Consider the following 25,862-nt stretch of genomic DNA (forward strand, 5'->3'; position numbering starts at 1 on the left):
GTACCAGCCCTGTCATTGCATACGGCTGTGCAGGAACTTCTTGCGGTTCGTCATCAACATCATCATCAAAACCGGTTTGTGCTATTGCGGCAGGAGCAGACAAAAGAAAGACTGCCAATAGTAAGAATGTATGTATCGGGTTTATTTTAAGTTTCATATTGCTATTTTATAATTATTTTTTTTGTTACTGTTTTACTCCCGTTACTTACCTGCACAATATAAATACCTGATGACAACTGGCTTTGTGCTGTAACATTCACCCCGTTAGGAACTGAATTAAGCGAACAATTTACCTGCCTGCCCAGTGTATCGTAAAGTGCTACATCTACATTGGCCGCATCAGTTAGCTGAACTGTAAAACTTCCGCCTGTAACCGGATTAGGGTAGATTGCAACCTCTATACTTTCAAAATCTCCTGATGACAGCGCTTCTGCAAAAACAACATCAAAGCGGTTTTCTGCACTGCTGGCTTCATCGTTAGTGTTTATTGTAAAACTGTATGTTGTGGTTTCATTATTAGGCAATGCTACCATTGCGCCGGTATATTTGTCGTGCAAAAAAGCATTGACACCTTCTATACCCTCAAGGTTTATCACATACACATAATCAGCAGTACGGTAATTAGTGTTCGAAACCGGTATAACATCATCCGGCACCGGCATTTCCCTCTTTTCAAAGCTCAGAACTTTTGATGAGTTTATTGTACCTACGCCTTCATCAAGGTTAACAGGCTTAACCGCATCTCTATTGTTAACGTTGTTATCATAGCCTTCTGCAAACAGTACTGTAAAACCATCGGCAGCTTTTTCGTTAGCATCATAAGCCTCCTGCCTGTACATTGTAAGTATAAGGCTTGCAACAGGTTCATTACTCGTACGGTAAACATCATTTGTAGTGTTAGAAACCACATATTTATGCTCTTCTGCAAATGACAGCTCCGTAAGTCCGGTTGATTCTATCTGAACAAAAAAGGCCTGGTTGGGCTGCAGGTAACGGTTTGCTTCAGATGCAGCTATATTGCTCGTATTGCTTTCTACATTTACGGTTACATAACTGCCCCTGCTGTTAAGGGTAGGATCCCATACAAAGTAGAAATCGTCTATTATATTGGTCGCATCTGCCAGCACAGCCTGCATATCTACAGGTGCCTGATATGGGTTACCCAAAAACAGGTAATACCCTGCATTAATTGTAAATGCATTAAAGTATAGCTGAGTATCGCCTGTTTCGAGTGTTCCTGTAGAACGAAGCACCGTGGCGGTTGGTGTAGCGCTATTATCGGTCTGGTCTACCGTCCTGTCACCACGAACCATAAGCCTGTAAGGTGTGCCCGCCTGTAAAGCAGTGGTTGTTTCGGTTACGGCTTCCCACACCCCACTCTCATTATCGTGTGTAAACATTGAGGGGTTATTGCTGCCTGATATATCGAAACCGTTAGCTTCTCCGCCCGGCCCTGTAATATCGGTACCATAGCCTTCTATATCGGCTTTATTTTCCTGCCAGTTGCTCAGTATTGTGCCTCCTGTGGTTGGCGAGCTCATAAAGCGGAATGCCCTGCGTGCAGGTATGTACCGTTCAACTGTTACCTCCCCTGTTATACTACCGTCAACCTCATCTACAATAGCTGTTGTAGTGGCATCGCTTTTAAGCGTCAGGTATCCGCCCGTATCAAAATTCCCTGTCCTTACGCGCAAAATCCCTGTAAGGCTAAGCGGCCCGGAGAGTGTTACCCCTGTAATATTAAAACTGGTAAGGTTACGAACGGTATTGTCGCTAAAAGCGCTTGCCGGAATCAGTTGTGGTGCTACACCTATCATTACAATAGTCCCGTCAGTAGCATTAAGCAGTCCGTTATTGGTTATCGCGCCCTCTATCCTCAACTGCCCTGCGCCATCTCCCGATATGGTAACCGATGCCCCGTCTTCAATAGTAATATTATTACAGTCAGCAACACCATCTTCACCTGTAACAACAGGATAGTTACCTGTTTGGGTAACAGAAATTAAAACATTGGTATCAAGTGTGGGTGTTTGGTTTAAAGACCAGTTTGCAGGAGTATTCCAATAATTGTTCTCCTGCCCCGTCCATACATTTGTTTGTGCAAAGCAAAACAGGTTTACCAGCAGCATGCACAACATCATTTTTTGTTTAATTGTAATTTTTAACATCATATAGCAAGGTTTACAAACAGGCGCCAGAAATGGCCCGTTTTTATCTATGCAAATGACGCTATTTGTTAACCCTAAATATCTTTACTATTAGTTAATTGTTAATTAAAGGCTGTTAAATATGAGCCAACAAAATGCGGTTATGGTTAAAAATTTGGCATAAAGAATTTTGTGTAACGATAGTAACAAAACAAAGCGCATTGTTGGGGAACAAAGCGCTGTTAAATAAATAGCGTGAAGTAAAAAAATAATGGGTTATATTATCTTAGCCGTTATGGCTTTTGTTTCTTTTTCTTTTACAAATATAGGGCGGCGGCATAAGCAAATAAGGGTTTTATAATCGTATTAATTGATACAACTATTGAGCACCTCTATAGCAGAACAAAACCACTATTATTATTGTTTATGGCATTTGTTGTAATTTTGCACAAAATGAAGAAAATGGTTAAGATTGGGAATATAGAGCTGCCTGAGTTTCCGTTACTGCTGGCGCCTATGGAAGACGTGAGCGACCCGCCTTTCAGAAGGCTGTGCAAAGAGCATGGCGCCGACCTGATGTTCAGCGAGTTTATTTCGTCTGAAGGGCTTATACGCGATGCCATGAAGAGCAGGCAAAAACTTGATATATTTGACTATGAGCGCCCTGTGGGCATACAAATATTTGGCGGCGATGAGGAAGCAATGGCTATGTCGGCAAAGATTGTGGAAACTGTTAACCCCGACCTGGTAGATATTAACTTTGGCTGCCCTGTAAAAAAGGTGGTTAGCAAAGGTGCCGGAGCCGGTGTACTTAAAGATATAGACTTAATGGTGCGTTTAACCAAAGCAGTGGTTAGCAGCACCAGCCTGCCCGTAACGGTAAAAACACGCCTGGGATGGGATGAAAGCTGTATTAATATATATGAGGTAGCCGAAAGGTTGCAGGATGTTGGCATAAAAGCCTTAACGATACACGGGCGCACAAGGTCGCAGATGTATAAAGGTGAAGCCGACTGGGGGCCTATTGCAAAAGTGAAAGACAATCCCCGTATACACATACCCATTTTTGGTAATGGCGATATAGACAGCCCCGAAAAGGCACTTTCCTATAAAAACAAATACGGGCTTGATGGTATTATGATAGGCCGCGCGTCTATTGGTTACCCGTGGATATTTAATGAAATTAAGCACTTTTTTGCTACAGGCGAACACCTGCCGGAACCTACTGTAGAAGACAGGGTTGAGGCCGCGCGTAACCACCTGAAATGGTCTATAGAATGGAAGGGCGAGCGTGTGGGTGTGTTTGAAACCCGCAGGCACTATACCAATTACTTTAAAGGCATACCCCATTTTAAAGATTACAGGCAGCGCATGGTAACGCACGATGACCCTGCCGATATATATGCCGTAATGGATGAAGTACTCGAAAAGTTCAGTACGCCGGCTTAGTATCTATAAAGCTTAAATTAGCTGTCTCAAAAGTGCTTTAACAGGCACTTTTGTCATTCTGGCGCAGGAAGAATCTATTTCATCAAATAAAAGATTCTTCACTCCATTACATTTCGTTCAGAATGACATCTTTTGAGACAGCTTTATTTTATTGCTTTACGAACCTAAGCTGCGTTGTACCACTATTGGTGGTAAGTGTTATATTATAAATACCCTGTGCAAGCTGCGACACATTCCAAACCGACTGGTTGGCGGTCTCCATAACTTTTTGCCCCAATGCATTATAAAAAACAGCCTGCTCTGCCAACATGCCCTGCGGCAGTTGCAGGTGCAGCGTGCCGGTTACCGGGTTAGGATAAAGCATAACCCTTTGCAGTGCCGGTATTTCAGTTGTATTTAAAGTTGCCTGGCTGTTAGCCGATATAATATCGTTACCGGGATTAAACTGCACTCCCGTAACCGTAAAATTGACAGGCACGGTAAACTCCTGCCCGTTAAATGTATTATCAAGCAGTACATCCTGCACTGCGCCGCCACTGCCCGAGAGGCGTATGAGCACGGGCATTTCAAAAAATGAAACCGAAGAATGCGACTGCGTCTGGTTCATGGTAATTTTTACCTGCCCTTCGCCCCAGTGGTTTACGGTTATGTTATATACCGGATAACCCTGGTTGTACACCCAATCATTAAAAAACTCCGTGAGGTCTGTTCCAGAAGCTGCTTCAAGATGTTCCTTAAGGTCAGGCGTTTTGGCATAGCCAAAAGCAAGGTCAGGATCGGCAAGGTAATTTTTAAGCCCCTGATAAAAATCGTTATCTCCCAGCTTGTAGCGCAGCATGTGCGCTACCATAGCCCCTTTGTTATAAGACAGCCTTCCGCTAAATATCCTGCCCACATTTGTGGTATCGGTATCGGTAAGGTAAACTGCACCATCCGGCTGGCTGGTAATGTTGGCTATGCGCCCGCCCTTCCAGTTGGTAAAGGCAGCCTCGCCGTCAAAATCTTCTACCACAAGCCCTGATAAATAGGTAGCAAAGCCTTCATTAAGCCAAATATCCTTCCAGGAACCGCAGGTTACTTTGTCGCCAAACCACTGGTGTGCCAGCTCATGCGCCACAAGCTCACGGTTAAAGCCTCCCATAAAAGATACGGTTGCATGCTCCATACCACCGCCCAGGCTGCATTGTGCGTGCCCGTACTTTTCTTCGTGGTAAGGATAGGTTTCAAAAAGCTCTTCAAATAAATCTATCATCTGTACCGTTAACGGCAACTGCTGTGTGGTGATAAAATCATACATCTCCGGATAGATATAATTCACTACAGGAAATGTGTTAGGGGCAGTACCCGCTGTCTGGGTAAATATCTGGTAATTGGTTACCGCAATGGCTATAAGATAGGCAGGTATAGGGTAATTGTGCTGAAAATGGGTTGTGGTGGTACCATTGCCATTGTCTGTTTGCGAGATTTCGAGCCCGTTGCCCACGCCCACATATTCAGAAGGTGCGGTAATATAAATGTCGGTATTGTCTATCTTGTCGTTTAAGTCCTGCTTGCAGGGCCACCAGTCTTTTGCGCCGTAGGGTTGCGACAGTGTCCACAGTTCCGGGACGCCATTATGCGTATCTATAGTAAAAGCGCCCTCGCTAAAGCCCGGTTCGCCTTCATAATCTACAATAACCGTTACAACCGTATTTTCATCAATACCCGAACCCAAAGAAATTATCAGCTCATCAGCATTCTGTGTAAATAAAACAATATCGCCATTTATGATTACAGAATTCACGCTCAACTGCTGTGTAAGGTCGAACGTTATGCTGGTCATGAATGTCTTTGCCCTGAAGGTAGTGGTTACAGTACCTTCTATATAATATTCGGCAGGATCTACATTAAACTCCAATACGTGCGAGAGCACATCATAGTTGGCGGTATTTTGGTTGGCTGAAAAATTGCTTATCTGCCATGCCGATTTCATCTCGGCTTCCACAAGGCTGCCAAAAGTATCTTCACCCTGCTGTGCTAAAACGGGCAACATGCCAAGCAGCAGGCATCCTATAAAAGTAATTTTTCTCATTCAATTGTAATTTGTTCAAAAATAGCGAATTATTTTATAAATATAGATAAAGGCTTTGGGTTGCAAAACAACTGAAAGTTTAATAGCAGGGCAGGGAATAATTAAAACAAATCCTTAAATTTGCTGACTTCATAAAATACCATAAACCATGTTACAGACAGTATTTATAAGAGAAAACAGAGAAAAAGTAATACAGGCGCTGGCAAAACGCAATATGGATGCCGCAACGCTTGTTGACGAGGTAATTGCACTTGACGAGAAACGCAGGAGTACCCAGGTAGAGCTTGACACTGTTTTATCGGAATCCAACAAACTGTCTAAAGACATTGGTGAACTTATGAAAGCCGGAGAAAAGGCTAAGGCTGTTATCCTCCGCGAAAAAACCACACAGTATAAAGAAAAAAGCAAAGAGTTAACAGAGGTACTTAATACCGTTACCGAAGAGCTTACGCAGGCATTATACAAGTTGCCCAATACCCCTGCCGACATTGTGCCACAGGGTAAAAGTGCAGATGATAACGAAGAGGTGCACCGCGAAGGCGATATACCCGCACTTTTTGAAGGTGCTATGCCGCACTGGGAGCTTGCCAAAAAATATGATATTATCGATTTTGAACTTGGCAACAAGATAACAGGCGCAGGCTTTCCGGTATATAAAGGAAAAGGAGCAAGGCTGCAACGTGCGCTTATTTCTTATTTTTTAGATAAGAATACCGAAGCAGGCTATAAAGAATACCAAGTGCCGCACCTTGTTAATGAGGCATCAGGCTACGGAACCGGGCAGCTACCCGATAAAGAAGGGCAAATGTATCATGTTGGGGTAGATGACCTGTACCTGATACCTACCGCAGAAGTACCGGTAACCAATATGTTTCGCGATGTGATTATTGAGGAGAAAGACCTGCCTGTGCTGTGCACGGGTTACACGCCATGCTTTCGCCGTGAGGCGGGTTCTTATGGTTCTCATGTGCGTGGGCTAAACCGCCTTCACCAGTTTGATAAAGTGGAGATTGTGCGCATCGAGAAACCCGAAGCCAGCTATGCCGCGCTTGATGGCATGGTAGAGCATGTAAAATTGCTGCTTAAAGAATTAAAGCTGCCTTACAGGATATTGCGCCTTTGCGGTGGCGATATGGGCTTTGCATCGGCGCTTACTTATGATTTTGAGGTATTCTCTACCGCGCAGGACCGCTGGCTGGAAATAAGCTCGGTGTCAAATTTTGAAACCTTCCAGAGCAACAGGCTTAAGTTGCGCTACCGCGACAGGGATAACAAGAACCACCTGGCGCACACGCTAAACGGAAGTTCTCTTGCGCTGCCGCGCGTTCTTGCCGGCATACTGGAAAACTACCAGACACCGGATGGTATCGTGATACCGGAAGTTTTGCGCCCATACACCGGATTTGATATTATAAATTAGTAAATTTGTTTAAGGCACCCTGTGCTAAAAATTGCAAATCAGCGTTTAAGCCTTACAGTTACAATACATTCAATCCGTGGTAAACCGCCTTAGTGTGTCATCCGCGTTAGCAGAATTTCAGGATGAAAAAAATATTTACCATAATAGCATTTATCTGGTCAGTTGCCCTGTTTGCACAAAACGAGCAACTGGCCAATAATTATTTTGAGAAGGGCGAGTTTGAAAAGGCGCTTGTTATATATGAAAGCCTGAACGACAAGCAGCCCGGCAATATCTTTTTTTCGCAGCGCATGGCCGCCTGTTACCAGCAGCTTCAGCAATATGCGAAGGCCGAAAAACTGCTAAAAGACAAAGCCGACTCAACAGGGCAACCCCTTTTACTGGTAGAGCTTGGCTACAACTACCAGCTGCAGCAAAACATGGCAGAAGCCAATAAGTATTATGAGCAGGCTATAGACGCTGTGAGGCAAAACCCCTCTTTTGTATATACCGTAGCCAACACTTTTGAGAAAAAAGTACTGGCAGAACAGGCTTTAAAAGCCTATGAAGTTGCAAAGCAGGGCAACCCCAACATGAATTTTGATTACCAGATTGCACTATTGCAGGGGCAGCTCGGTAATATGGAACTAATGATTGAAAGCCTGCTGAATTATGCCTACAACAACCCGCAAAACCTGCCTGTGGTGCAAAACCAGCTGGCAAGGTTTATGAATGAGGAATCGCCCGAAAGTTTTAACGATGCCCTGCGCAAGCAGCTATTACTGAACACGCAAAAAACACAGGATTTATTCTGGAACGAGTTTTTAAGCTGGTATTTTGTGCAGCAGCGCGATTATGGTAAAGCCTTTATACAGGAAAAAGCGATATACAAGCGCGACCCCGATAGTTTTATCAATATCATCAGCCTTGCCCGCCTTGCCGTAGAAGAGAACGAAGAGGAAACCGCAAGAGAAATACTGGGCTTTATTTTAGAAAATACACAGGACCCTGCAACGCTTATGGATGCCAATGCTTACATCCTTAAAATGGATATTGCAAAAGCTCAGGAAAAAGATTATGCAGCCATAAAGCAGCGCATAGATGCTTTGCTGGCACAATTCGGGATTACGCCATACTCGCTCGACCTGCAAATATTAAAAGCTGATTTTGAGGCTTTCCATCTTAAAGATACTCAGGCCGGCATTACCACACTTAATACTGCGCTAAAGCTACAGCTTAACAAATACCAGTCGGCAGAGGTTAAAATGAAGCTCTCGGATATTCTGTTGCTCGACGAGAAGTTTAACCAGGCCATTATTTACTATGCCCAGATTGAGGAAGACCTTAAAAATGACCCTATAGGGCACGAGGCGAGCCTGAAGGTAGCACGAAGCAGCTATTTTAAAGGCGATTTTGACTGGGCGCAAAAGCAGCTCAAGGTTTTAAAATCATCATCATCGCAACTTATTGCCAATGATGCACTGGAACTTTTCCTGCTGATTACCGATAACACGGTTGAAGACAGCACCCAGACCGCGCTTAAAAAGTTTGCCCGGGCCGATTTTATGCTGTACCGCAATAAAAAACAGGAAGCACTTAACGAATTTAAAAACATTATCGCTACTGATAAAACCGAGAGCATACAGGATATTACCCGCCTGCGTTTAGGGAAGCTCTACGAGCAAAGCGGGCAGTATGACCTTGCCCTGCAGTACTACAAAGAAATAATTGATAATTATGCCGAAGGTATCTATATAGATGAGGCACTGTTTTTCTCGGCAGAGATATACAACAAGCGCCTGCAGGATCCTGAAAAGGCAAAGCCGCTGTATGAAAAAGTACTGTTTGAGCACGAAGACAGCATTTACTTTGTAGAGGCCAGGAGGGAGTTCAGGCAGCTAAGGGGCGATATGACGAGTTAACAAGACCACACACTAAAAACATAACTATGATAATTTACAACGTAACTTTAAATATAGACGACAGCATACACGAGCAATGGCTGGCCTGGATGATGGATACCCACATACCCGATGTTATGGAAACAGGTAAATTCCTGAAAGCCAAAATGGTTAAGGTGCTGGTGGTGGAAGAAACAGGCGGCACAACCTATTCTGTACAATATTTTGCAGAGAGTAAAGAAAAGCTGGAAGCTTATTATAATGAAGATGCGCCCCGCCTGCGCGAAGAAGGCCACAGGCTTTTTGGCGATAAAATGCTGGCTTTCCGTACAGAGCTGGAGCTGTTAAAAGAATTTAAATCGGTATAATTATACCCTGCTGCCCGGAGCCTGTATTGCTGCGGGCTTACACATATATAAAATGGATAGAGTAAAGGCCAAAAAACACCTTGGGCAGCATTTCCTTAAGGACGAAAACATAGCAAAAGACATTGCCGACACCCTAACACTACAGGGCTACGGAACTGTGCTTGAAATAGGCCCCGGCATGGGGGTACTAACCAAGTACCTGCTTGAAAAACCTGTTGAAACATGGGTTATAGAGATAGATACAGAGTCGGTTGAATACCTTAGTGCCCACTACCTGAAACTGAACGGAAGGATACTTTCTGAAGATTTCCTGAAATATGACCTGCGTAAATCCTTCGGCGAAGAGCAGCTTGCCATAGCCGGTAATTTTCCCTATAACATTTCAACACAAATTGTTTTCAGGGTGCTCGAAGTGCGTCACCGCATACCTGAATTTGCAGGTATGTTCCAGAAAGAAGTGGCAGAGCGCATCTGCGAGAAAAAAGGCAGCAAAACCTATGGCATACTATCGGTGCTGGTGCAGGCTTTTTATGATGCCGAATATCTCTTTACAGTACCGGAACACGTTTTTGACCCGCCACCAAAGGTAAAATCAGGCGTGCTGCGCCTGCGCCGCAAAGAAAACTTTATCCTGCCCTGCGATGAAAGATTATTTTTTACCGTGGTTAAAACTGCTTTTAACCAACGCAGGAAAACGTTACGTAACAGTTTAAAAACATTTAACCTCTCTGATAATTTAAAGGAAGATAGTATCTTTGACCTCCGGCCGGAACAGCTTTCAACAGAAGATTTTATTGCGCTAACACAAAAAATAGCCGCCAATGGAGTTTAAGATCAGCAGGGAACTCATTACCCAGATAGAGCAATTAATAAGTGAAAATAATGAGAAGGAGCTACATGACCTTCTCATGGAGATGCACTATGCCGATATTGCAGAGATTATGGGTGAGCTTGACGACTCTGATGCCATCTATATATTCCATATTCTCGACAGCGAAAAAACGGCGGAAATCCTGCTTGAGCTTGATGAAGAGGTGCGGGAAAAAATCCTCCGCGAACTTTCGCCGAAAGAAATTGCGGAAGAGCTTGACGAGCTGAGTACGGATGATGCCGCCGACATTATTGCTGAGCTTCCGGCAGAAATGAAGGAAGAGGTAATCAGCGAGATCCAGGATGTTGAGCACGCCAAAGATATTGTTGACCTGTTGCGCTATGATGAAGATACCGCAGGTGGTTTGATGGGTAAAGAGCTTGTTAAGGTTAACGAGAACTGGAATGTGCTTACCTGTGTAAAAGAAATGCGCGAACAGGCTGTAAACGTGCAGCGTGTACACTCTATATATGTGGTAGATGATGAGAATCGCCTTAAAGGACGTCTTTCTTTAAAAGATCTGCTTACCACCTCTACCAAAACGCCTATTAGCGAAGTGTATATCCGTAAGGTAGATTTTGTTAAGGTAAATACCCCCGATGTAGAGGTTGCCCGTATCATGCAGCGATATGACCTTGAGGCAATACCGGTTATAGATGAACTGGGCAGGCTGGTAGGCCGTATTACCATTGACGATATTGTAGACGTAATTAAGGAAGAAGCCGACAAGGATTACCAGTTGGCTGCAGGTATCTCTCAGGACGTTGAGGCGGATGACAGCATTCTGGAGCTTACGCGTGCACGCCTTCCGTGGCTTGTGCTGGCGCTTTTGGGCGGCTTTGTTACCGTTAAGGTTTTAGGCTTTTTTGAAGCAGCCATGGAAACCAACAAGGAACTTTTTTATTTTACGCCATTAATAGCTGCAATGGCAGGAAATGTAGGTGTGCAGTCGTCAGCTATTATAGTACAGGGTCTGGCAAACAATACCATTAGCGGCTCTTTATGGAGAAGGCTTATTAAAGAGGTTGGTTTAAGCCTGCTTAACAGTTCTATACTAGCAGTAATACTAATATTGGGCAGCCACTTTTTATTAGGTGTTACTTATGACCTTGGCCTTACAGTAAGTATTTCTCTTATTTCTGTAATTGTTATTGCATCGCTAATCGGCACCTTCGTCCCTATTTTACTGAATAAAATAGGCATAGACCCTGCCCTTGCAACAGGCCCTTTCATCACTACCAGTAATGATATTTGCGGTATCCTGATTTATTTTTCTATTGCAAAAGCAATACTTGGGTTTTAGCTACTTAAAAAAAGTTACCTCAATAGCATATACTCTCTTTTCCCAAATATGGAAAAAAGCAAAGCCTTTTGCTCCTGTAAACGATACCTGGTAATAATAACCCTCTTCAGAGTCTTTTAAAGATGCGCCCCAGTTCCTGAAAATAGTGGAACAGGTATATTTATGCAGCAACAGATCTTCGCTGTCGCCAATTGTAAAACCATCAAGCGTAAAAACAAAAGCTGTATTGCCCCCGCCTTTCGGGTGGTGAACATTGACATCCTGCACCTGCCCTTTATCACTAAAAATAACTTCTATGTTGTCAAGCCAGAATACCTGTCTTACAAAGACAGTTTTAGCGTAAACTGAGTCTGTCCGAACCATCTGGAAAGGCGCTATATCCTTTTCAAAACTCCTGCGGGTTTTATTAAAAAGTTTCTTTTTATCAATTTTTACAGCATTAACGCTAACGGAGTCATAAACGCGCTCGTTTATTTCTTTTTCAAAATCACGGCTTAAAAACTCCGGGAACCCCCTCTCTAATTCATTGAGCAGCCTGCTTTCACCATCAAAGTATTTTTGACCGGTTTCAGGTATATAAACAGCACAGTTATCTTTAGTGGTATAAATAGTGTCTCTGTAGCCGTTTAACTGCACTACATACGCATTCGGTATAATTTCAGCTTTTGTATATTGCTGGCCTTTGCAATTGCATTCCTCTGATGGCCAGTTGTTTTTAGCTTCACGTTTTAGCTTTATAAGGTTTCGGGCAAGGTTGGCATCATAGCTTACTGTTGCCTGTATGGTAGTTCCAACAGCAGAAATATCCTTAAAATAATCGCCTATATGGCAGGAGCCGGTTATGGGCATTACTCCAAGAGTATAGGCAATTACTTTTGTATTGTCTTTAATTTCCTGCGTCCCACAGGTAAAGCAATAAAAAGCCAGTAGTACAATATATCGCATGCTTCAGTCGGTTGGTTATTATAAAACTAATAATTTTAACTTATAGTATAGTTATCTAACTTTGCATTGCAATACACTCAATCATGAACACACTACCTGAAAGCATAAAAATACTTCACATAGACAGTAACCACCCTGTGTTATGGCAACAGCTTGAAGAGGCCGGATTTATTAACGAAGCTGATTACACGGCATCTAAAGAACAAATTGAAGCTAAAATAGCCGGGTATAACGGCATTGTTATACGCAGCAGGTTTGATATAGACAAGGCTTTTCTTGACAAGGCCATAAACCTGCAATTTATTGCACGTGTTGGCGCCGGGCTGGAGAGCATAGACTGCGATTATGCAACTCAAAAAGGGATACACCTTATCGCCGCACCCGAAGGGAACCGCAATGCGGTTGGCGAGCAGGCACTGGGCATGCTGCTGTCGCTTTTTAACAACCTCAACAGGGCCGACAGGCAGGTGCGCGAGGGACACTGGAACCGCGAAGCCAACCGTGGGCATGAGCTTGAAGGAAAAACGGTGGGTATAATAGGTTATGGTAATATGGGCAAATCTTTTGCTAAAAAGCTGCGTAGCTTTGATGCTGAAGTACTTTGTTATGATATAACGCCACGCGTAGGTGATGCCAATGCCCGGCAGGTAACGCTGGAAGAACTGCAACAGCGCGCTGATGTGCTGAGCCTGCACACCCCCTGGACACCCGAAACTAACAAAATGGTTGATGCTGACTTTATAAATGCATTCTCCAAGCCTTTTTGGTTTATCAATACCGCACGTGGCAAAAGCGTTGTAACAAAAGACCTTGCCGAAGCGTTACAGTCTGGTAAAATACTGGGGGCAGCACTTGATGTGCTGGAGTATGAAAAATCTTCTTTTGAACACCTATTCACTGATGGCGATATCCCTGCGGAGTTTCAGTATCTTTTAACTGCGGAGAATGTACTGCTGTCGCCCCACATTGCGGGCTGGACGTTTGAAAGCCATAAAAAACTGGCACAGGTTATAGCAGATAAAATTAAAGCTGTTTATTCTGACGAACCGAAAGTTACAGAAGAAGAGAAAAAGGTTACCGGCATAGGCGGATTCTTCTTTAAATCAGAAAACCCGGCAGCGCTTAAAGAGTGGTATAATAAATATTTAGGGCTTAACACCGATAACTACGGCTGCACTTTTTGGTGGATTGATGAAAACGGCAAAAAAGCAAGCACCCAATGGTCGCCTTTTGCCGCCGATACCAAATATTTTGAACCTTCGCAGAAGCAGTATATGCAAAACTTCAGGGTACATAACCTTGATGCGCTTTTAGAAAAGTTGCAACAAGAAGGTGTAACTATTGTTGGCGAACCTGAAAGTTACAACTACGGAAAATTTGGCTGGATACTAGACCCGGAAGGCAATAAAATAGAATTATGGGAGCCCATTGATGAAGCTTTCTTATAAAAGAAGCTACTTCTTAATGATTCCTTTTTCCAGCTTGCGCTCCAGCTCTGCCTGAAACTCTTCCATTACAGGTTTAACAGTACTTTCGGGCAGGTCGGCAATGCGTATGTACATCAGCCCGTCAACCGAATTGTTGAAAAGCGGGTCCACATTAAATGCAATAACACGTGCATTCTGCTTAATATATTTCTTAATAAGCACCGGCAGGCGCAGGTTGCCCGGCTCTACCTCTTCTATTATTTTGTCAAATTTATTAAGATCTGATTCCGTTTCATTGAAAACAAAGTCTTTATCAGCATCTTTAAGCTTAACCTTATATTCCTTTTTAGGATGCACATACTGTGCAATATACGGGTCGTAGTAATGCGATTTCATGAATTCGATCATCAGCGACTTAGAGAAATCAGAAAACTGGTTGCTGATACTCACCCCGCCAATAAGAAACTTATGTTCAGGGTAACGCAAGGTGGTATGCACAATGCCTTTCCACAGCAGGAAAAGCGGCATTGGCTTCTGCTGGTAATCGGCAATAATAAAGGCACGCCCCATTTCTATGGACTTCGACATCATATCATAAAGCTCAGGCTCAAAACGGAAGAGCTCGTGCAGGTAAAACCCGTCTATGCCATACTTCTTATAAATATCGTTACCGAGCCCCATACGGTAGGCGCCGGCTATCTGCTTGGCTTCATCATCCCACAAAAACATATGGTGGTAATACTGGTCGTATTTATCCAGGTCGAGCGATTCGTTCGTGCCCTCCCCCACCGCACGGAAAGTTATTTCGCGCAGGCGGCCTATTTCGTGTAAAATATTCGGTATTTTATCGGCCTGCACAAAAAACACTTCATAGTTTTTACTTTGCAGCAGGCGGTAATCGCCATTTCTTAAAGCATCAACCTCTTCTATTATCTGTTCGTGGTTGGCAGGCTTGGCAATTTGTTTGGGGTTTTTGGGGCTTCTGGGCAGTTTAAGGGTAAGGTTGCTGGTATCTATCAGCTTAGTACCTTTCTCAAAAGGGTTAGCCAGCATATAAGTCTTACGTCTTAAAAATTCCGAATATGCCTCCATTGTTTCATGCTCGTTTTGCTCTGCAACTGATATTGGCTTACCTATACGCACTTTTATAACCCTGTCTTTTTGGGTAAGCAGTTCGCTTGGCAGCTTTGCCGTGCGCAGGGTATCGCTCATGCGCGAAAGCATATAGAACAGGCTGCTGTTCTTGGCATGAAAGTATATCGGCACAACAGGCACGTTTGCCTTTTTTATCAGTTTAATGGCACCTTCTTCCCACTGCTTGTCAACCACCAGCTTACCGTCGCGATAAGTAGAAACCTCACCGGCAGGAAAAATACCCAAAGGCTTATTTTCGCTAAGGTGGCGCAGGGCATCTTTTATACCCGCCACGCTCGATTTTGCGTCTTTATGCCCTTCAAATGGGTTAACAGGCATTACATAGGGCTTTAACGGCTCTATGCGGTGCAATAAAAAATTGGCTATTATCTTAAAGTCGGGCCTGCGGTCCAGCATCAGCTTTAAAAGCAGGATACCGTCTATACCTCCAAGCGGGTGATTGGATACGGTAATATAGGCTCCGTCTTTCGGGAGGCGTTTAAAGTCTTCTTCAGGAACTTCAAATTTTATCTGGAATTCATCAAGAATGGCGTTCAGGAACTCTACATCCGAAAGATGTTTGTATTTATCGTATATCTTGTTTAGTGTGGATATCTTTAAAACTTTCATCAGTAACCAGCCTGAAAAAGTACCTAAAAAGCCATACTTATCGGTTTTTATTGCTTTTGCAACTTCTTTAGCGGTAACTAAGCTCATCTGCATTGGGTGTGTTACGGGCAAAAAACAAAGATAGCAATTATGAGCAAACGTTAAAATGGAATATTTTTTTTAACGCTTTAAATATTTGCCTGCTTATTTTACTGCCATTAAGCATGTTATAACCAAATAATGCAGCAGCAATTTAATTTCTTTACTTTTTTGGCTACTTTTGAAACCACAATAGCACTTATGAGGATAATATCATATAACGTAAACGGCATACGGGCAGCCATGAATAAAGGTTTTTTAGAGTGGCTCGCACAGGCAAACCCTGATATAATATGCCTGCAGGAAATTAAGGCAAATATAGACCAGGTAGCGGTAAACATGATAGAAGAATCGGGTTACCCCTACCACTATTGGTTTTCGGCACAAAAAAAAGGATACAGCGGTGTAGCTATATTCTCTAAGCACAAACCCCTGAATGTGGTTTATGGCACAGGTATAGACTATATGGATGCCGAAGGCCGCAACCTGCGTGTGGACTTTGAAACCTTTTCTGTAATGAGCCTTTACCTGCCTTCAGGAACAAATATTGACAGATTAGGGCACAAGTTCCAATATATGGACGATTTTTACGATTATATAAACAGGCTGAAGCAGGAAATACCTAACCTTATCATTTGCGGCGATTATAATATCTGCCACCAGGCCATAGATATACATGACCCTGTACGTAACGCTAAGGTATCGGGCTTTTTGCCCGAAGAGCGTGCATGGCTTGATAAGTTTATAAACAATGGTTTTGTTGACAGCTTCCGCCATTTTAACAAAGACCCGCACCATTATAGCTGGTGGAGTTACCGCGCCAATGCCCGCAACAATAACAAAGGCTGGCGTATAGATTACTGCCTGGCTACAGAGCCAATGCGCGAAAGGCTTACAAGGGCGGTAATATTACCGGAGGCAAGGCACAGCGACCATTGCCCCATACTGATTGAGTTTGAATAAGAATGAACCGATAAAACACAAAAATGATGATCAAGAGAATTTCTGCCGGGCTACTGGCGCTGGCGCTTACCACTTCGTGTGTATCGTCTAAGGTTTACAAAGACCTTGAAAATAAGTATGCCGACCTTAAAAAGGAAAACCGCGAGCTTGCCGACCAGAACACATCGTTAGAAAAAGAAAGGAACCAGCTCGACCTGAAAAGCAAAGACCTGCAGGCACAGCTTGACAAGCTAAAGGCTGAACGCGACAAGCTGGCGGCTGACTATGCTGCCTCACAAAACAGCCTTAACACGCTAAAAACATCTTATGCTGCGCTTGAAAGAAACAGCAGCGATGCACTGGACAGTAACATGAAAAAGAACCGCGAGCTGCTTGCTCAGCTTGAGGCTAAAGAGAAAGCACTTGCAGCCGAGCAGGAAAGGCTTAACAAGTTAAAAAGCGAACTACAGGACCGCTCGCAGCGTGTTGATGAACTGGAAGGCATGATAGCTGCACAGGACGCAAGCCTTAAGCGCCTGAAAGAAACCCTGAGCAAAGCACTTAACAGCTTTGAAGGCAAAGGGCTTACTGTAGAGCAGAAGAACGGTAAGGTGTACGTGAGTATGGAAAACAAGCTTTTATTTGATTCCGGTAGCTGGACGGTGGGTAAAGAAGGCCGCAGGGCGGTAACCGAAGTGGCAAAGGTACTTGCCGAAAACCCGGAAATTGCCGTACTGATAGAAGGGCATACTGATAACGTACCTTATAACGGGGGCGGGCAGATAACCGATAACTGGGATTTATCTACCAAGCGTGCCACTGCCATAGTTACCATTATTAAAGAAAACAAGGGTGTTGACCCTAAAAACCTTACTGCTGCCGGGCGTGGCGAATTCGCCCCTATTGCCGGCAACGATACTGCCGAAGGCAGGTCTAAAAACAGGAGGATAGAAATTATACTTACGCCAAAACTGGATGAAATATCTAAAATGCTTAACGAGATATAATCCTGTTACTTAAATATAAAAACACCCGCACTGTAGTGCGGGTGTTTTTATATCTGAGCTGTTGCGGTTATTTTACCAGCTCCAGCTTGTTAAGCTCGGCAGTAATAAAGTCAAGCTCATCAGCAGCGAGCTTTATGTTTACCGCTTTGGCATTTTGCACCGACTGCTCTGCATTACGTGCTCCAGCAAGCGCAATAGTTATGCCCGGCTGGTCTATTGTCCAACGAAGCACCAGTTGTGCTATAGCAGCATTCTTTTCTTCAGCAAGCGGCTTTATTTTATCAAGAAATGCATCCACCCTTTTCAGGTTTTCGTCGCTGTAAAAATAAATATTAGCCCTGTGGTCGCCTTCGGCAAATTTGTGACCGGGCTTCATTTTGCCGGTAAGCAGGCCGCGCTCCAGCGGGCTATAGGCAATTATCGCTTTATTGTTTTCTATACAAAACGGCACAAGTTCTTTCTCAATGCCACGTTTTACCATGCTGTAAGGCACCTGGTCAGAAACTACATCTGCATACTTAGATGCTTCCTCTAACTGCCCGGCGCTGTAGTTGCACACACCTGTATAGCGCACCTTGCCCTGCTGTATAAGCTGCACAACCGCTTCCATGCTTTCCTGTATGGGTGTGGTGCTCTCAGGCCAGTGAATCTGATACAGGTCTATATAATCTGTTTTAAGGCGGCGGAGGCTGTCTTCGCATTCTTTTATGATACTTTCCTTTCCGGCATACTTGTAAATATCGATGTCCTGCCCGTGGTTATTTTTGCTTTTCATGGCAAAATCGCCCTTTGCCAAATCCCAACGCATTCCAAACTTAGTAAGTATCTGTACATTATCGCGCCCTATGCCCTGTATGGCCTCGGCTACTATCTCCTCACTGTCGCCCTGCCCGTAAATAGGTGCTGTATCAATAGAAGTTACACCCTCATCATACGATTTACGGATGGCATCAATGGCATCTTTACGTTCGGTTCCGCCCCACATCCAGCCGCCTGCTGCCCAGGCGCCAAAGGTGATGGCAGAAAGCTGCAATTCAGAGGCTCCAATTTTTCTGTATTCCATAGTATTATGATTTTAGATTGATGTCGTTAATATGTCTTTGTCATATCCTCATCCACAACCAGTATAAAATCGGCTTTATTAAGATGTTCCTGCTCAAGGTTCGCTATATCCGACTGGGTTACCGCCGCAATAGTGATAATCTTTACCTGTGGCTTTTCGCGTTTCAGGTACCAGTTTATGCCTTCATAATTATCGCTGTGGTAAGTACCGTTGTAGTGTATAAACACACTGCCCTTCTCAAGGTTTTTGGCAATAAAATGAGCCATGGTAGCATCTTTAACAGCCTGTGCTTTCGGCAGGTTGTCGCCGCCGTGGCCGCCCATCATCTCCAGCATTTTTACATAGCCGGGCAGGGTTGCATCATAAGCAATAGGCAACGGGGCAATCCATACTTTTTCGGCTGCAGGTAATGAGTCGAGCGCACCAAAACCTTTTTTATACACCATGCTTGCATACCGGCGCGGCACGTTGGTTGCAATAAACTTTATATTCTTGCTTTTAGCAAAATCTACCAAAGGCTTGTAGTCGGTTTTATGATTGTTCCACAAACGCGCAAGCGTATCAAAAGCCTTTTGGTTAATGGTACCGTTAATGTAACTGTCAAGTTCATCCTGGTTATCGGCTTCAATCATTTCGGCACCCATAACCAGTTTCTTCTTTTCAGAAAGGTCTTTGGCAAATTCAAGCTCCAGCCAGTGGATAAGCGCATCATCATGGTGCTCGCCAAAAAGCACCACATCGGCCGCTTCGGCGGTTTCAAGCAGTTTTTTATAGGTAGTTTTTTTGCCTTTGGCGTTATACAACTGGTAAGGCTGCTTATCCTGTGCACCTGCAAAGCTAAAGAGTAACAAAGTGGCAAGGGTATAGAGTATTTTCATTATGTCTACGTAAGATTAGACTGCTAATTTACGCATTAAAGAGGAGACACTAATTGCGGAAATGCAAAATTTAACCGCCTGTTTTTTTGATATTGGCAAAAGTAATAGCATGCTTATTTTTTATGGTGGTTATATTGGTAACAGTAAGTAATTTTACCTTTCAAATAACATTATATGAACACCGGAATAGATGCTATTGCCTTTGATATTGCCAAACTTTGCCTGCCTATAAAAACACTGGCCCAGGCCCGCACTATAGACCCCGACAAGCTGGAGAAAGGGCTGGGACTGCTAAAAATGACCCTGCCCGACACCCACCAGGACGCGGTAGTTTTTGCAGCTAATGCTTTAACCAGGCTGATAAATCAGCAAAACCTTAATCCTGCCGAAATAGCCCGGATATATGTGGGTACCGAAAGTGCTATTGACAGCGCCAAACCAATAGGCTCTTACCTTGTTGCCCTTATGGAGCAACTGCATGGCGCGGGCAGCTTCAGCAATTGCGATGTTACCGATTTTACCTTTGCCTGCATAGGCGGTGTGGATGCACTGCAAAATTGTATTGATTTTGTTAGGCTTAACCCGGATAAAAAAGCAGTTGTGGTAACTACCGATATTGCAAAATATGATTTAGAGAGTACCGGCGAATATACGCAGGGAGCAGGCGCGCTTGCCATGCTTATATGTGCCAACCCACGAATTATAGCTATAGGGAATAATTGGGCTGTAAGCACCGAAGGGGTTTTCGATTTTTTTAAGCCTGCCCGCACACTCAGCAAAAAAGATATTACTGGCAATGAAAACAACGAACCGTGGTTGGGCAATCTCGAAAATGTAATAGAAATCCATAAGCCGCAACCCGTTTTCGACGGACAGTACAGTAACCAGTGCTACACTAACCGCACAAAACAGGCTTACTTCCGCTTTAAGGAAATGGCAGGAGTAAGCGAACCATTATACAACCGCTGGGAAAACATCATCATGCACCTGCCCTATGCCTACCAGGGGCGCAGGATGTTTGCCGAAATTTTTGTTGAAGATGCACAGCCACCATTAATTGCAGGCAACGAAACAGAAGCGGAAGCAACCATGAAAATAAAGGAAATAAGCAAAAGTGCGGCCTACCTTGAGTTTGTAAGCCAAAAGCTGGCACCTGCCGAAACTGCATCTTCTTTAATAGGCAACCTTTATACCGGCTCTGTTTTTATGGGGCTATTGAGTACCTTATGCATACATATAGAAAAAGGCAGCAGTCTTACAGGGAAAAAAACAGGCTTTCTTGCCTACGGCAGCGGCTCTAAGTCGAAAGTATTTGAGGGCACCATACAACACGGCTGGCAGGAAGCCCTAAAGCCTGTACAACTTTTTGAAACGCTGACACAAAACCATGAAATAGATTTTGAAACTTATCTTAAACTTCACAAACGAGAACAGCAGGAAAGCATATCAGTACCTTCAGGCGAGTGGGCATTAGATAATATTGAAACTGAAAAGCCTAACCTTATTGGGGCACGGTATTATAAATGGGTAGAGTAGCTTAGTTACATTTGGCAATAATTGCTTGCGGATCAACGCAGTTATTTGCCGAAATTAGTCCAATAATCATCTGATATTTTAGATAAAAAGTCAACGTTAATTTCACTTTTTTCATGTTGATAGATGTGAATTTCTGATGCTTTTAAGTGGAGTTCAGCTACAATATATTTTGCCGAAACATCACCTTGATATAAATGTATGACTGTCTTATCATCGAAGCTTTCAGCCGAAATAATTTCGAGTTCCCCTGAGAAAATCTCGTCCGGCGAAGTTAAAACACAACTTTCTTCGTCTTTAAGATGACAGGTTAAAGACAAACTTTCTACAGCAGGTATTTCAATGTAAAAAAATTCAAATTCAGGATTTATCATTTCTGCCAGGTAAAGACAACTAACCTGCAATTTAAGTATGTTGTCATCAAAGCTCCACGCTTCAATCCCCCCGTCATGCAGTCGGCTAAATATCCTGACAATATCATTTTCCATTTATCAAATATAGAAATCTAATTGTCTTTTATTAACCTGTTCATAAAATTCTCACTAATTTTGAGAATCATTAAAAATGCTTTAATATGAAATACCACCAGATAGACCGCAACCTTTTTATTAAGAACCGTAAAAAGTTCATGGCAGAGATGAAGCCGAAAAGCGTGGCGGTATTTAACTCTAACGATATTTACCCCATTAGTGCCGACAGTACCATGCCGTTTCAGCAGCATCGCGATATATTTTACCTTAGCGGCGTAGACCAGGAAGAAAGCATATTGCTTTTATGCCCCGATGCGCCTTATGAGCACCAGCGTGAAATGCTTTTCCTTCGCGAAACAAACGAGCATATTGCCGTTTGGGAAGGCGAAAAGCTGACCAAAGACAGGGCTTTTGAAGTTTCGGGCATTAAAACGGTTCACTGGCTAAAGGATTTCGAGAAAGTGCTTTTCGAGATCATGACCTATTGCGAAACCATGTATGTTAATACGAATGAGCATTACCGTTCGGCAGTGGAGACCGAAACCCGCGAAGCGCGTTTTATAAAATGGTGGAAAGAAAAATATCCTGCACATAACGTTGCCAAGAGCAACCCGATACTGCAACGCATCCGCAGTATTAAAGAAAGTGAGGAGCTTGACCTGATACAGAAGGCGTGCGACATTACCGAGAAAGGTTTCCGCAGGGTGTTGCAGTTCACAAAGCCGGGTGTTATGGAATATGAAATTGAGGCCGAATTTATACACGAGTTCATCCGCAACCGCAGCAAGGGTTTTGCCTATACTCCTATAATTGCATCGGGCAAAAATGCAAACGTGCTGCATTATATAGAAAACAACCAGCAATGTAATGAAGGCGACCTTATACTGTTTGATGTTGGCGCGGAATATGCCAATTACAGCAGCGATATGAGCCGTACCATTCCGGTTTCGGGCAGGTACACCGCACGCCAGAAAGAAGTATATAACGCTGTACTTCGTGTTAAGAATGAAGCTACAAAAATGCTGGTGCAGGGTACACTATGGAAACAGTATCATGTAGAGGTTGGCAAGCTGATGACATCTGAACTGCTGGGGCTTGGACTATTGGATAAAGCCGATGTGCAGAACGAAAACCCTGACTGGCCTGCTTATAAAAAATATTTTATGCACGGCACTTCGCACCACATGGGGCTCGACACGCACGACTATGGGCTGCTGCACGAACCAATGAAAGCCAATATGGTATTTACCGTAGAGCCGGGCATTTATATACCGGCTGAAGGTTTCGGTATCCGCGTAGAGGATGACGTTGTTATACAGGAAAGCGGTGAGCCGTTTAACCTGATGCGAAACATACCAATAGAAGCCGACGAGATAGAGTCGCTGATGAACGCTTAACCGCACGCTATACATATAAATACATTAAGCCTGCCCGAATTACGGCAGGCTTTTTTTGTCAGCATTTTCTGTGTTGATAAAATATTACTATTTAATATTAGAAAATAATCTTATATCTATATCTTGCGCTTAAATGTCAGGATATGAAAAAGGAGATTAAAGGACAGGGCGCAACAGGCAATATACACAACCACTTTGAGAAAAACCGCTATGAACAAAGCATCTACCAGGATGACTATGAAGAAGATATAGCAAAAACACAGGTTATAGATGTTTATACTAAAACCATTGTAAACGCTGTAAAAAGCCCAGACCTTTCAATGGCTTATTCTATGAACCCCTACCAGGGTTGCGAGCATGGCTGTGCCTACTGCTTTGCCCGTCCCACTCACGAATACTGGGGCTACAGCGCAGGCATCGACTTTGAAAGGGTAATACTCGCCAAAAAAAATGCTCCCGAACTGCTGGAGCAGTTCTTCAAAAAGCGGGGCTACAAACCCGAACCCATATTGCTTTCGGGCAATACCGACTGCTACCAGCCGGTAGAGCGCAAGATGCAGATTACCCGCAAGCTGCTGCAGGTTTTTCTGGACTACAGGCACCCCGTGCACATCCTCACCAAAAATGCATTGGTAACCCGTGATACTGATATCCTGGAAAAAATGGCTAAAAAGAACCTTGTAACGGTTTCTTTAAGCATACCCACCATAAACGAAGAGCTGCGGCGCAGGCTGGAGCCGAGAACCTCATCTGCCTCTAACAAGCTAAAGGCAATAGAAACACTTTCGCAAAATGGCATACCTGTGCATATTATGGTGGCGCCCATGATACCGGGACTAAACACGATGGAGATATTGCCCATTGTAAAAACAATAGCCGAGCGCGGCGCACTTGATTTCGGTTATACGCTGGTGCGGTTAAATGATGCGGTTGAACCCGTTTTCAGGGGGTGGCTGGCAGAGCATTATCCGGAACGGCAGGAAAAGGTATTGCATCAGATAGAAAGCATGCACGGGGGGAAGCTGGGTGAAAAGCAGTTTTTTAAGCGCCGGAAGGGTGAAGGCAATATTGCCGAAATGATACACACATCGTTTAAGGTGGCGCGGCAAAAGTTTTTTACAGGAAAAGAACTGCCTGAGCTAACCACTTCTTTGTTTGACGGCACCAAAGGAGAGCAGCTACGGCTGTTTTAGCCCTTGCCTGCTCATAATATCATCTATAATCATGTGGGCATGCACACGCGAGTTTTCTATAAACCACTTATGGGTTTCGAGTCCGCCGCACACTACGCCTGCAAGGTATAATCCGTTTACATTGGTTTCCATTGTTTCCGGGTTGTACTGCGGCGTGCAGTTTATCCCTTCTGATATAGCTATACCGCAGCTTTTCAGGAAATCAAGGTCGGGGCGATAGCCGGTCAGTGCCAGTACAAAATCATTTTCTACAGTAACAGTTCCATCAGGTGTGGTAATCGTTACTTGTTTTTCGCTTATGGCCGCCACTTCAGAATAAAAATAAGCCTTAATGCTTCCTTCTTTAATACGGTTCTCTATGTCGGGTTTTATCCAGTACTTAACCCTGTCGTTTATTTCACCTTTGCGTATAACCATGGTAACCTCAGCGCCTTTGTGCCAGCACTCCAGTGCGGCATCTACCGCCGAGTTGTTTGCGCCTACAACAAGCACTTTCTTAAAAGCATATTCGTGGGCTTCCTTATAGTAATGGTGCACTTTCGGCAGGTTTTCGCCCGGTACGTTTATGTACATGGGTATATCATAAAAACCTGTTGCTATCACTACGTTTGCAGCGGCATAAACATCTTTCTCTGAAGTAACCTTAAATTGCCCGTTATCCTGCTTTTGCACGCTTAGCACCCTTTCATATAAGTGGATATTCAGCATAAATTTGCGTTGTATGTTGCGGTAATACTCCAGCGCTTCCTGCCTGCCGGGCTTAGGCGCTATGCAGGTAAAAGGCACCTCCCCTATTTCAAGCCTCTCAGCAGTAGAAAAAAAAGTCATATACAAGGGGTAGTTGTACAGGCTATTAACCAGTGCACCCTTTTCTATAAGTAAGTAATTGAGCCCCTTGCGTTGCGCTGCTATGGCACACGCCATACCTATGGGGCCGCCGCCAATTACCACAAGATCATAAGGCTTAGTGTTTACTTCCATGTTTTGTAGGGGTTACGGCTCAGGTAAGCATTATAGTAGCGTACATCGCCCGTAACCTCTTTCCCCAGCCATTCGGGTTTTTCAAAAATTTCATCTTCGTGTTGCAGCTCTACTTCGGCTATGATCAATCCTTCATTTTCACCAAAAAATTCATCCACTTCAAAAATGTGGCTGCCTGATTTTACCTCATACCTTATTTTATCTATGCTGCCGCTTTCACACAACTCAAGCAGGCTGTGCGCTTCCGCTACGGGGATTTCAGTTTCCCATTCCATACGCGTAGTACCGCTTTCGTTGCTTTTACCTTTAATGGTAAGATAACCTTTATCGCCTTTGGTGCGTATGCGCACAGTACGCCCGGGGTGGCTGTTCAGGTAGCCCTGCGCAATACGCTCGTGCTTGTGGGAATATCCTTTAAATCCTGAATTCTTTACTAAAAATTTACGTTCTATCTCGTTCATAAAAAATAAAGTGCTATTGCTTATGCAAGTTAAGGAATTTAGGCGTGAAGATTAAAATATGTAGCCTGTGAACCGTTTGCCACTATGAATTTATAATATGATTTTGTATTTATAATTCCTGCAATAGATTTACATTATACTGATATAAAGCAAGTTTCAAATTTTTTTTGTAAATAAATTAACATTTTTTTATTACGTTTGCAGTTCAAATATT

Annotated in this window: 21 protein-coding genes and 1 pseudogene; 13 read left to right on the forward strand and 9 right to left on the reverse strand. The window is 43.6% G+C overall.

Annotated features, from left to right (window positions below; translation table 11 throughout):
* Positions 1-161: 161 nt before the first annotated feature.
* Positions 162-2,171, reverse strand: a complete 2,010-nt coding sequence (locus tag Q0K96_RS10565; protein WP_297333960.1) for a T9SS type A sorting domain-containing protein — start codon at positions 2,169-2,171, stop codon at positions 162-164.
* A gap of 438 nt (positions 2,172-2,609) precedes the next feature.
* Between Q0K96_RS10565 and dusB the strand changes: the two genes are divergently transcribed.
* Positions 2,610-3,596 (forward strand): tRNA dihydrouridine synthase DusB, encoded by a 987-nt coding sequence (gene dusB, locus Q0K96_RS10570; protein WP_297333976.1) that lies wholly within the window; start codon positions 2,610-2,612, stop codon positions 3,594-3,596.
* A gap of 148 nt (positions 3,597-3,744) precedes the next feature.
* On the opposite strand, the gene Q0K96_RS10575 is transcribed toward dusB, so the two are convergent.
* Positions 3,745-5,667, reverse strand: coding sequence for a M1 family aminopeptidase (locus Q0K96_RS10575; RefSeq protein ID WP_297333961.1), 1,923 nt, complete (start codon positions 5,665-5,667; stop codon positions 3,745-3,747).
* A 148-nt stretch (positions 5,668-5,815) separates the two neighbouring features.
* On the opposite strand from Q0K96_RS10575, the gene serS reads away from it, so the two are divergent.
* The 5 genes from serS (at position 5,816) to mgtE (ending at position 11,509) form a co-directional block, all read left to right on the forward strand.
* Positions 5,816-7,087 (forward strand): serine--tRNA ligase, encoded by a 1,272-nt coding sequence (serS, locus tag Q0K96_RS10580; RefSeq protein WP_297333962.1) that lies wholly within the window; start codon positions 5,816-5,818, stop codon positions 7,085-7,087.
* A 122-nt stretch (positions 7,088-7,209) separates the two neighbouring features.
* Positions 7,210-8,988: a tetratricopeptide repeat protein gene (locus Q0K96_RS10585; RefSeq protein WP_297333963.1), complete on the forward strand. Its 1,779-nt coding sequence runs from the start codon at positions 7,210-7,212 to the stop codon at positions 8,986-8,988.
* A 26-nt stretch (positions 8,989-9,014) separates the two neighbouring features.
* Positions 9,015-9,335, forward strand: a complete 321-nt coding sequence (locus Q0K96_RS10590; RefSeq protein WP_297333964.1) for a DUF4286 family protein — start codon at positions 9,015-9,017, stop codon at positions 9,333-9,335.
* A gap of 52 nt (positions 9,336-9,387) precedes the next feature.
* Positions 9,388-10,167 (forward strand): 16S rRNA (adenine(1518)-N(6)/adenine(1519)-N(6))-dimethyltransferase RsmA, encoded by a 780-nt coding sequence (gene rsmA, locus Q0K96_RS10595; protein ID WP_297333965.1) that lies wholly within the window; start codon positions 9,388-9,390, stop codon positions 10,165-10,167.
* Positions 10,157-11,509, forward strand: a complete 1,353-nt coding sequence (gene mgtE / locus Q0K96_RS10600) for a magnesium transporter (protein WP_223053641.1) — start codon at positions 10,157-10,159, stop codon at positions 11,507-11,509. Before rsmA ends, mgtE begins: the two co-directional genes overlap by 11 nt.
* On the opposite strand, the gene Q0K96_RS10605 is transcribed toward mgtE, so the two are convergent.
* Entirely contained in the window at positions 11,510-12,454 is a 945-nt protein-coding gene (locus Q0K96_RS10605) for a hypothetical protein (RefSeq protein WP_297333966.1), read from the reverse strand.
* Positions 12,455-12,537: 83 nt separating this feature from the next.
* Here Q0K96_RS10605 and Q0K96_RS10610 point away from each other — a divergent pair.
* Positions 12,538-13,491: pseudogene (locus tag Q0K96_RS10610) on the forward strand (2-hydroxyacid dehydrogenase); the annotation flags it as partial.
* Between the two features lie 45 nt (positions 13,492-13,536).
* Complete coding sequence (locus Q0K96_RS15055; RefSeq protein ID WP_363317247.1) at positions 13,537-13,902, forward strand: VOC family protein; 366 nt, start codon at positions 13,537-13,539, stop codon at positions 13,900-13,902.
* A gap of 6 nt (positions 13,903-13,908) precedes the next feature.
* Here Q0K96_RS15055 and Q0K96_RS10615 read toward each other — a convergent pair whose 3' ends face one another.
* Positions 13,909-15,732: a lysophospholipid acyltransferase family protein gene (locus Q0K96_RS10615; RefSeq protein WP_297333967.1), complete on the reverse strand. Its 1,824-nt coding sequence runs from the start codon at positions 15,730-15,732 to the stop codon at positions 13,909-13,911.
* A gap of 192 nt (positions 15,733-15,924) precedes the next feature.
* Between Q0K96_RS10615 and Q0K96_RS10620 the strand changes: the two genes are divergently transcribed.
* Entirely contained in the window at positions 15,925-16,686 is a 762-nt protein-coding gene (locus Q0K96_RS10620; RefSeq protein ID WP_297333977.1) for an exodeoxyribonuclease III, read from the forward strand.
* A gap of 26 nt (positions 16,687-16,712) precedes the next feature.
* Positions 16,713-17,672 carry an OmpA family protein gene (locus Q0K96_RS10625; RefSeq protein ID WP_297333978.1) on the forward strand — a complete coding sequence of 320 codons (960 nt, stop codon included), beginning with the start codon at positions 16,713-16,715 and terminating at the stop codon, positions 17,670-17,672.
* A 67-nt stretch (positions 17,673-17,739) separates the two neighbouring features.
* On the opposite strand, the gene Q0K96_RS10630 is transcribed toward Q0K96_RS10625, so the two are convergent.
* Together Q0K96_RS10630 and Q0K96_RS10635 are read right to left on the reverse strand one after the other, a co-directional pair.
* A complete protein-coding gene (locus tag Q0K96_RS10630; RefSeq protein ID WP_297333968.1) occupies positions 17,740-18,735 on the reverse strand; it encodes an aldo/keto reductase in 996 nt (331 codons plus the stop codon).
* Positions 18,736-18,761: 26 nt separating this feature from the next.
* Entirely contained in the window at positions 18,762-19,613 is an 852-nt protein-coding gene (locus Q0K96_RS10635) for a ChaN family lipoprotein (RefSeq protein ID WP_297333969.1), read from the reverse strand.
* 174 nt (positions 19,614-19,787) lie between these two features.
* Between Q0K96_RS10635 and Q0K96_RS10640 the strand changes: the two genes are divergently transcribed.
* The gene (locus tag Q0K96_RS10640) at positions 19,788-21,149 is read left to right on the forward strand and encodes a hydroxymethylglutaryl-CoA synthase (RefSeq protein WP_297333970.1); all 1,362 of its coding nucleotides are present in this window, start codon (positions 19,788-19,790) and stop codon (positions 21,147-21,149) included.
* Positions 21,150-21,190: 41 nt separating this feature from the next.
* Here the strand turns inward: Q0K96_RS10640 and Q0K96_RS10645 are convergent, their stop codons facing one another.
* The gene (locus Q0K96_RS10645; protein ID WP_297333971.1) at positions 21,191-21,634 is read right to left on the reverse strand and encodes a hypothetical protein; all 444 of its coding nucleotides are present in this window, start codon (positions 21,632-21,634) and stop codon (positions 21,191-21,193) included.
* An 86-nt stretch (positions 21,635-21,720) separates the two neighbouring features.
* Here Q0K96_RS10645 and Q0K96_RS10650 point away from each other — a divergent pair, with 86 nt between their 5' ends.
* Positions 21,721-23,013 carry an aminopeptidase P family protein gene (locus Q0K96_RS10650; RefSeq protein ID WP_297333972.1) on the forward strand — a complete coding sequence of 431 codons (1,293 nt, stop codon included), beginning with the start codon at positions 21,721-21,723 and terminating at the stop codon, positions 23,011-23,013.
* A gap of 143 nt (positions 23,014-23,156) precedes the next feature.
* Positions 23,157-24,206, forward strand: coding sequence for a PA0069 family radical SAM protein (locus tag Q0K96_RS10655; protein WP_297333973.1), 1,050 nt, complete (start codon positions 23,157-23,159; stop codon positions 24,204-24,206).
* On the opposite strand, the gene Q0K96_RS10660 is transcribed toward Q0K96_RS10655, so the two are convergent.
* Positions 24,192-25,187, reverse strand: coding sequence for a YpdA family putative bacillithiol disulfide reductase (locus tag Q0K96_RS10660; protein ID WP_297333974.1), 996 nt, complete (start codon positions 25,185-25,187; stop codon positions 24,192-24,194). The genes Q0K96_RS10655 and Q0K96_RS10660 overlap by 15 nt on opposite strands.
* Positions 25,178-25,648 carry a CYTH domain-containing protein gene (locus Q0K96_RS10665; protein ID WP_297333975.1) on the reverse strand — a complete coding sequence of 157 codons (471 nt, stop codon included), beginning with the start codon at positions 25,646-25,648 and terminating at the stop codon, positions 25,178-25,180. The genes Q0K96_RS10660 and Q0K96_RS10665 overlap by 10 nt, the downstream gene beginning before the upstream one ends.
* Between the last annotated feature and the right edge of the window lie 214 nt (positions 25,649-25,862).

The sequence above is a fragment of the Flavobacterium sp. genome, from assembly GCF_024305175.1.
GTDB lineage: Bacteria > Bacteroidota > Bacteroidia > Flavobacteriales > Flavobacteriaceae > Flavobacterium.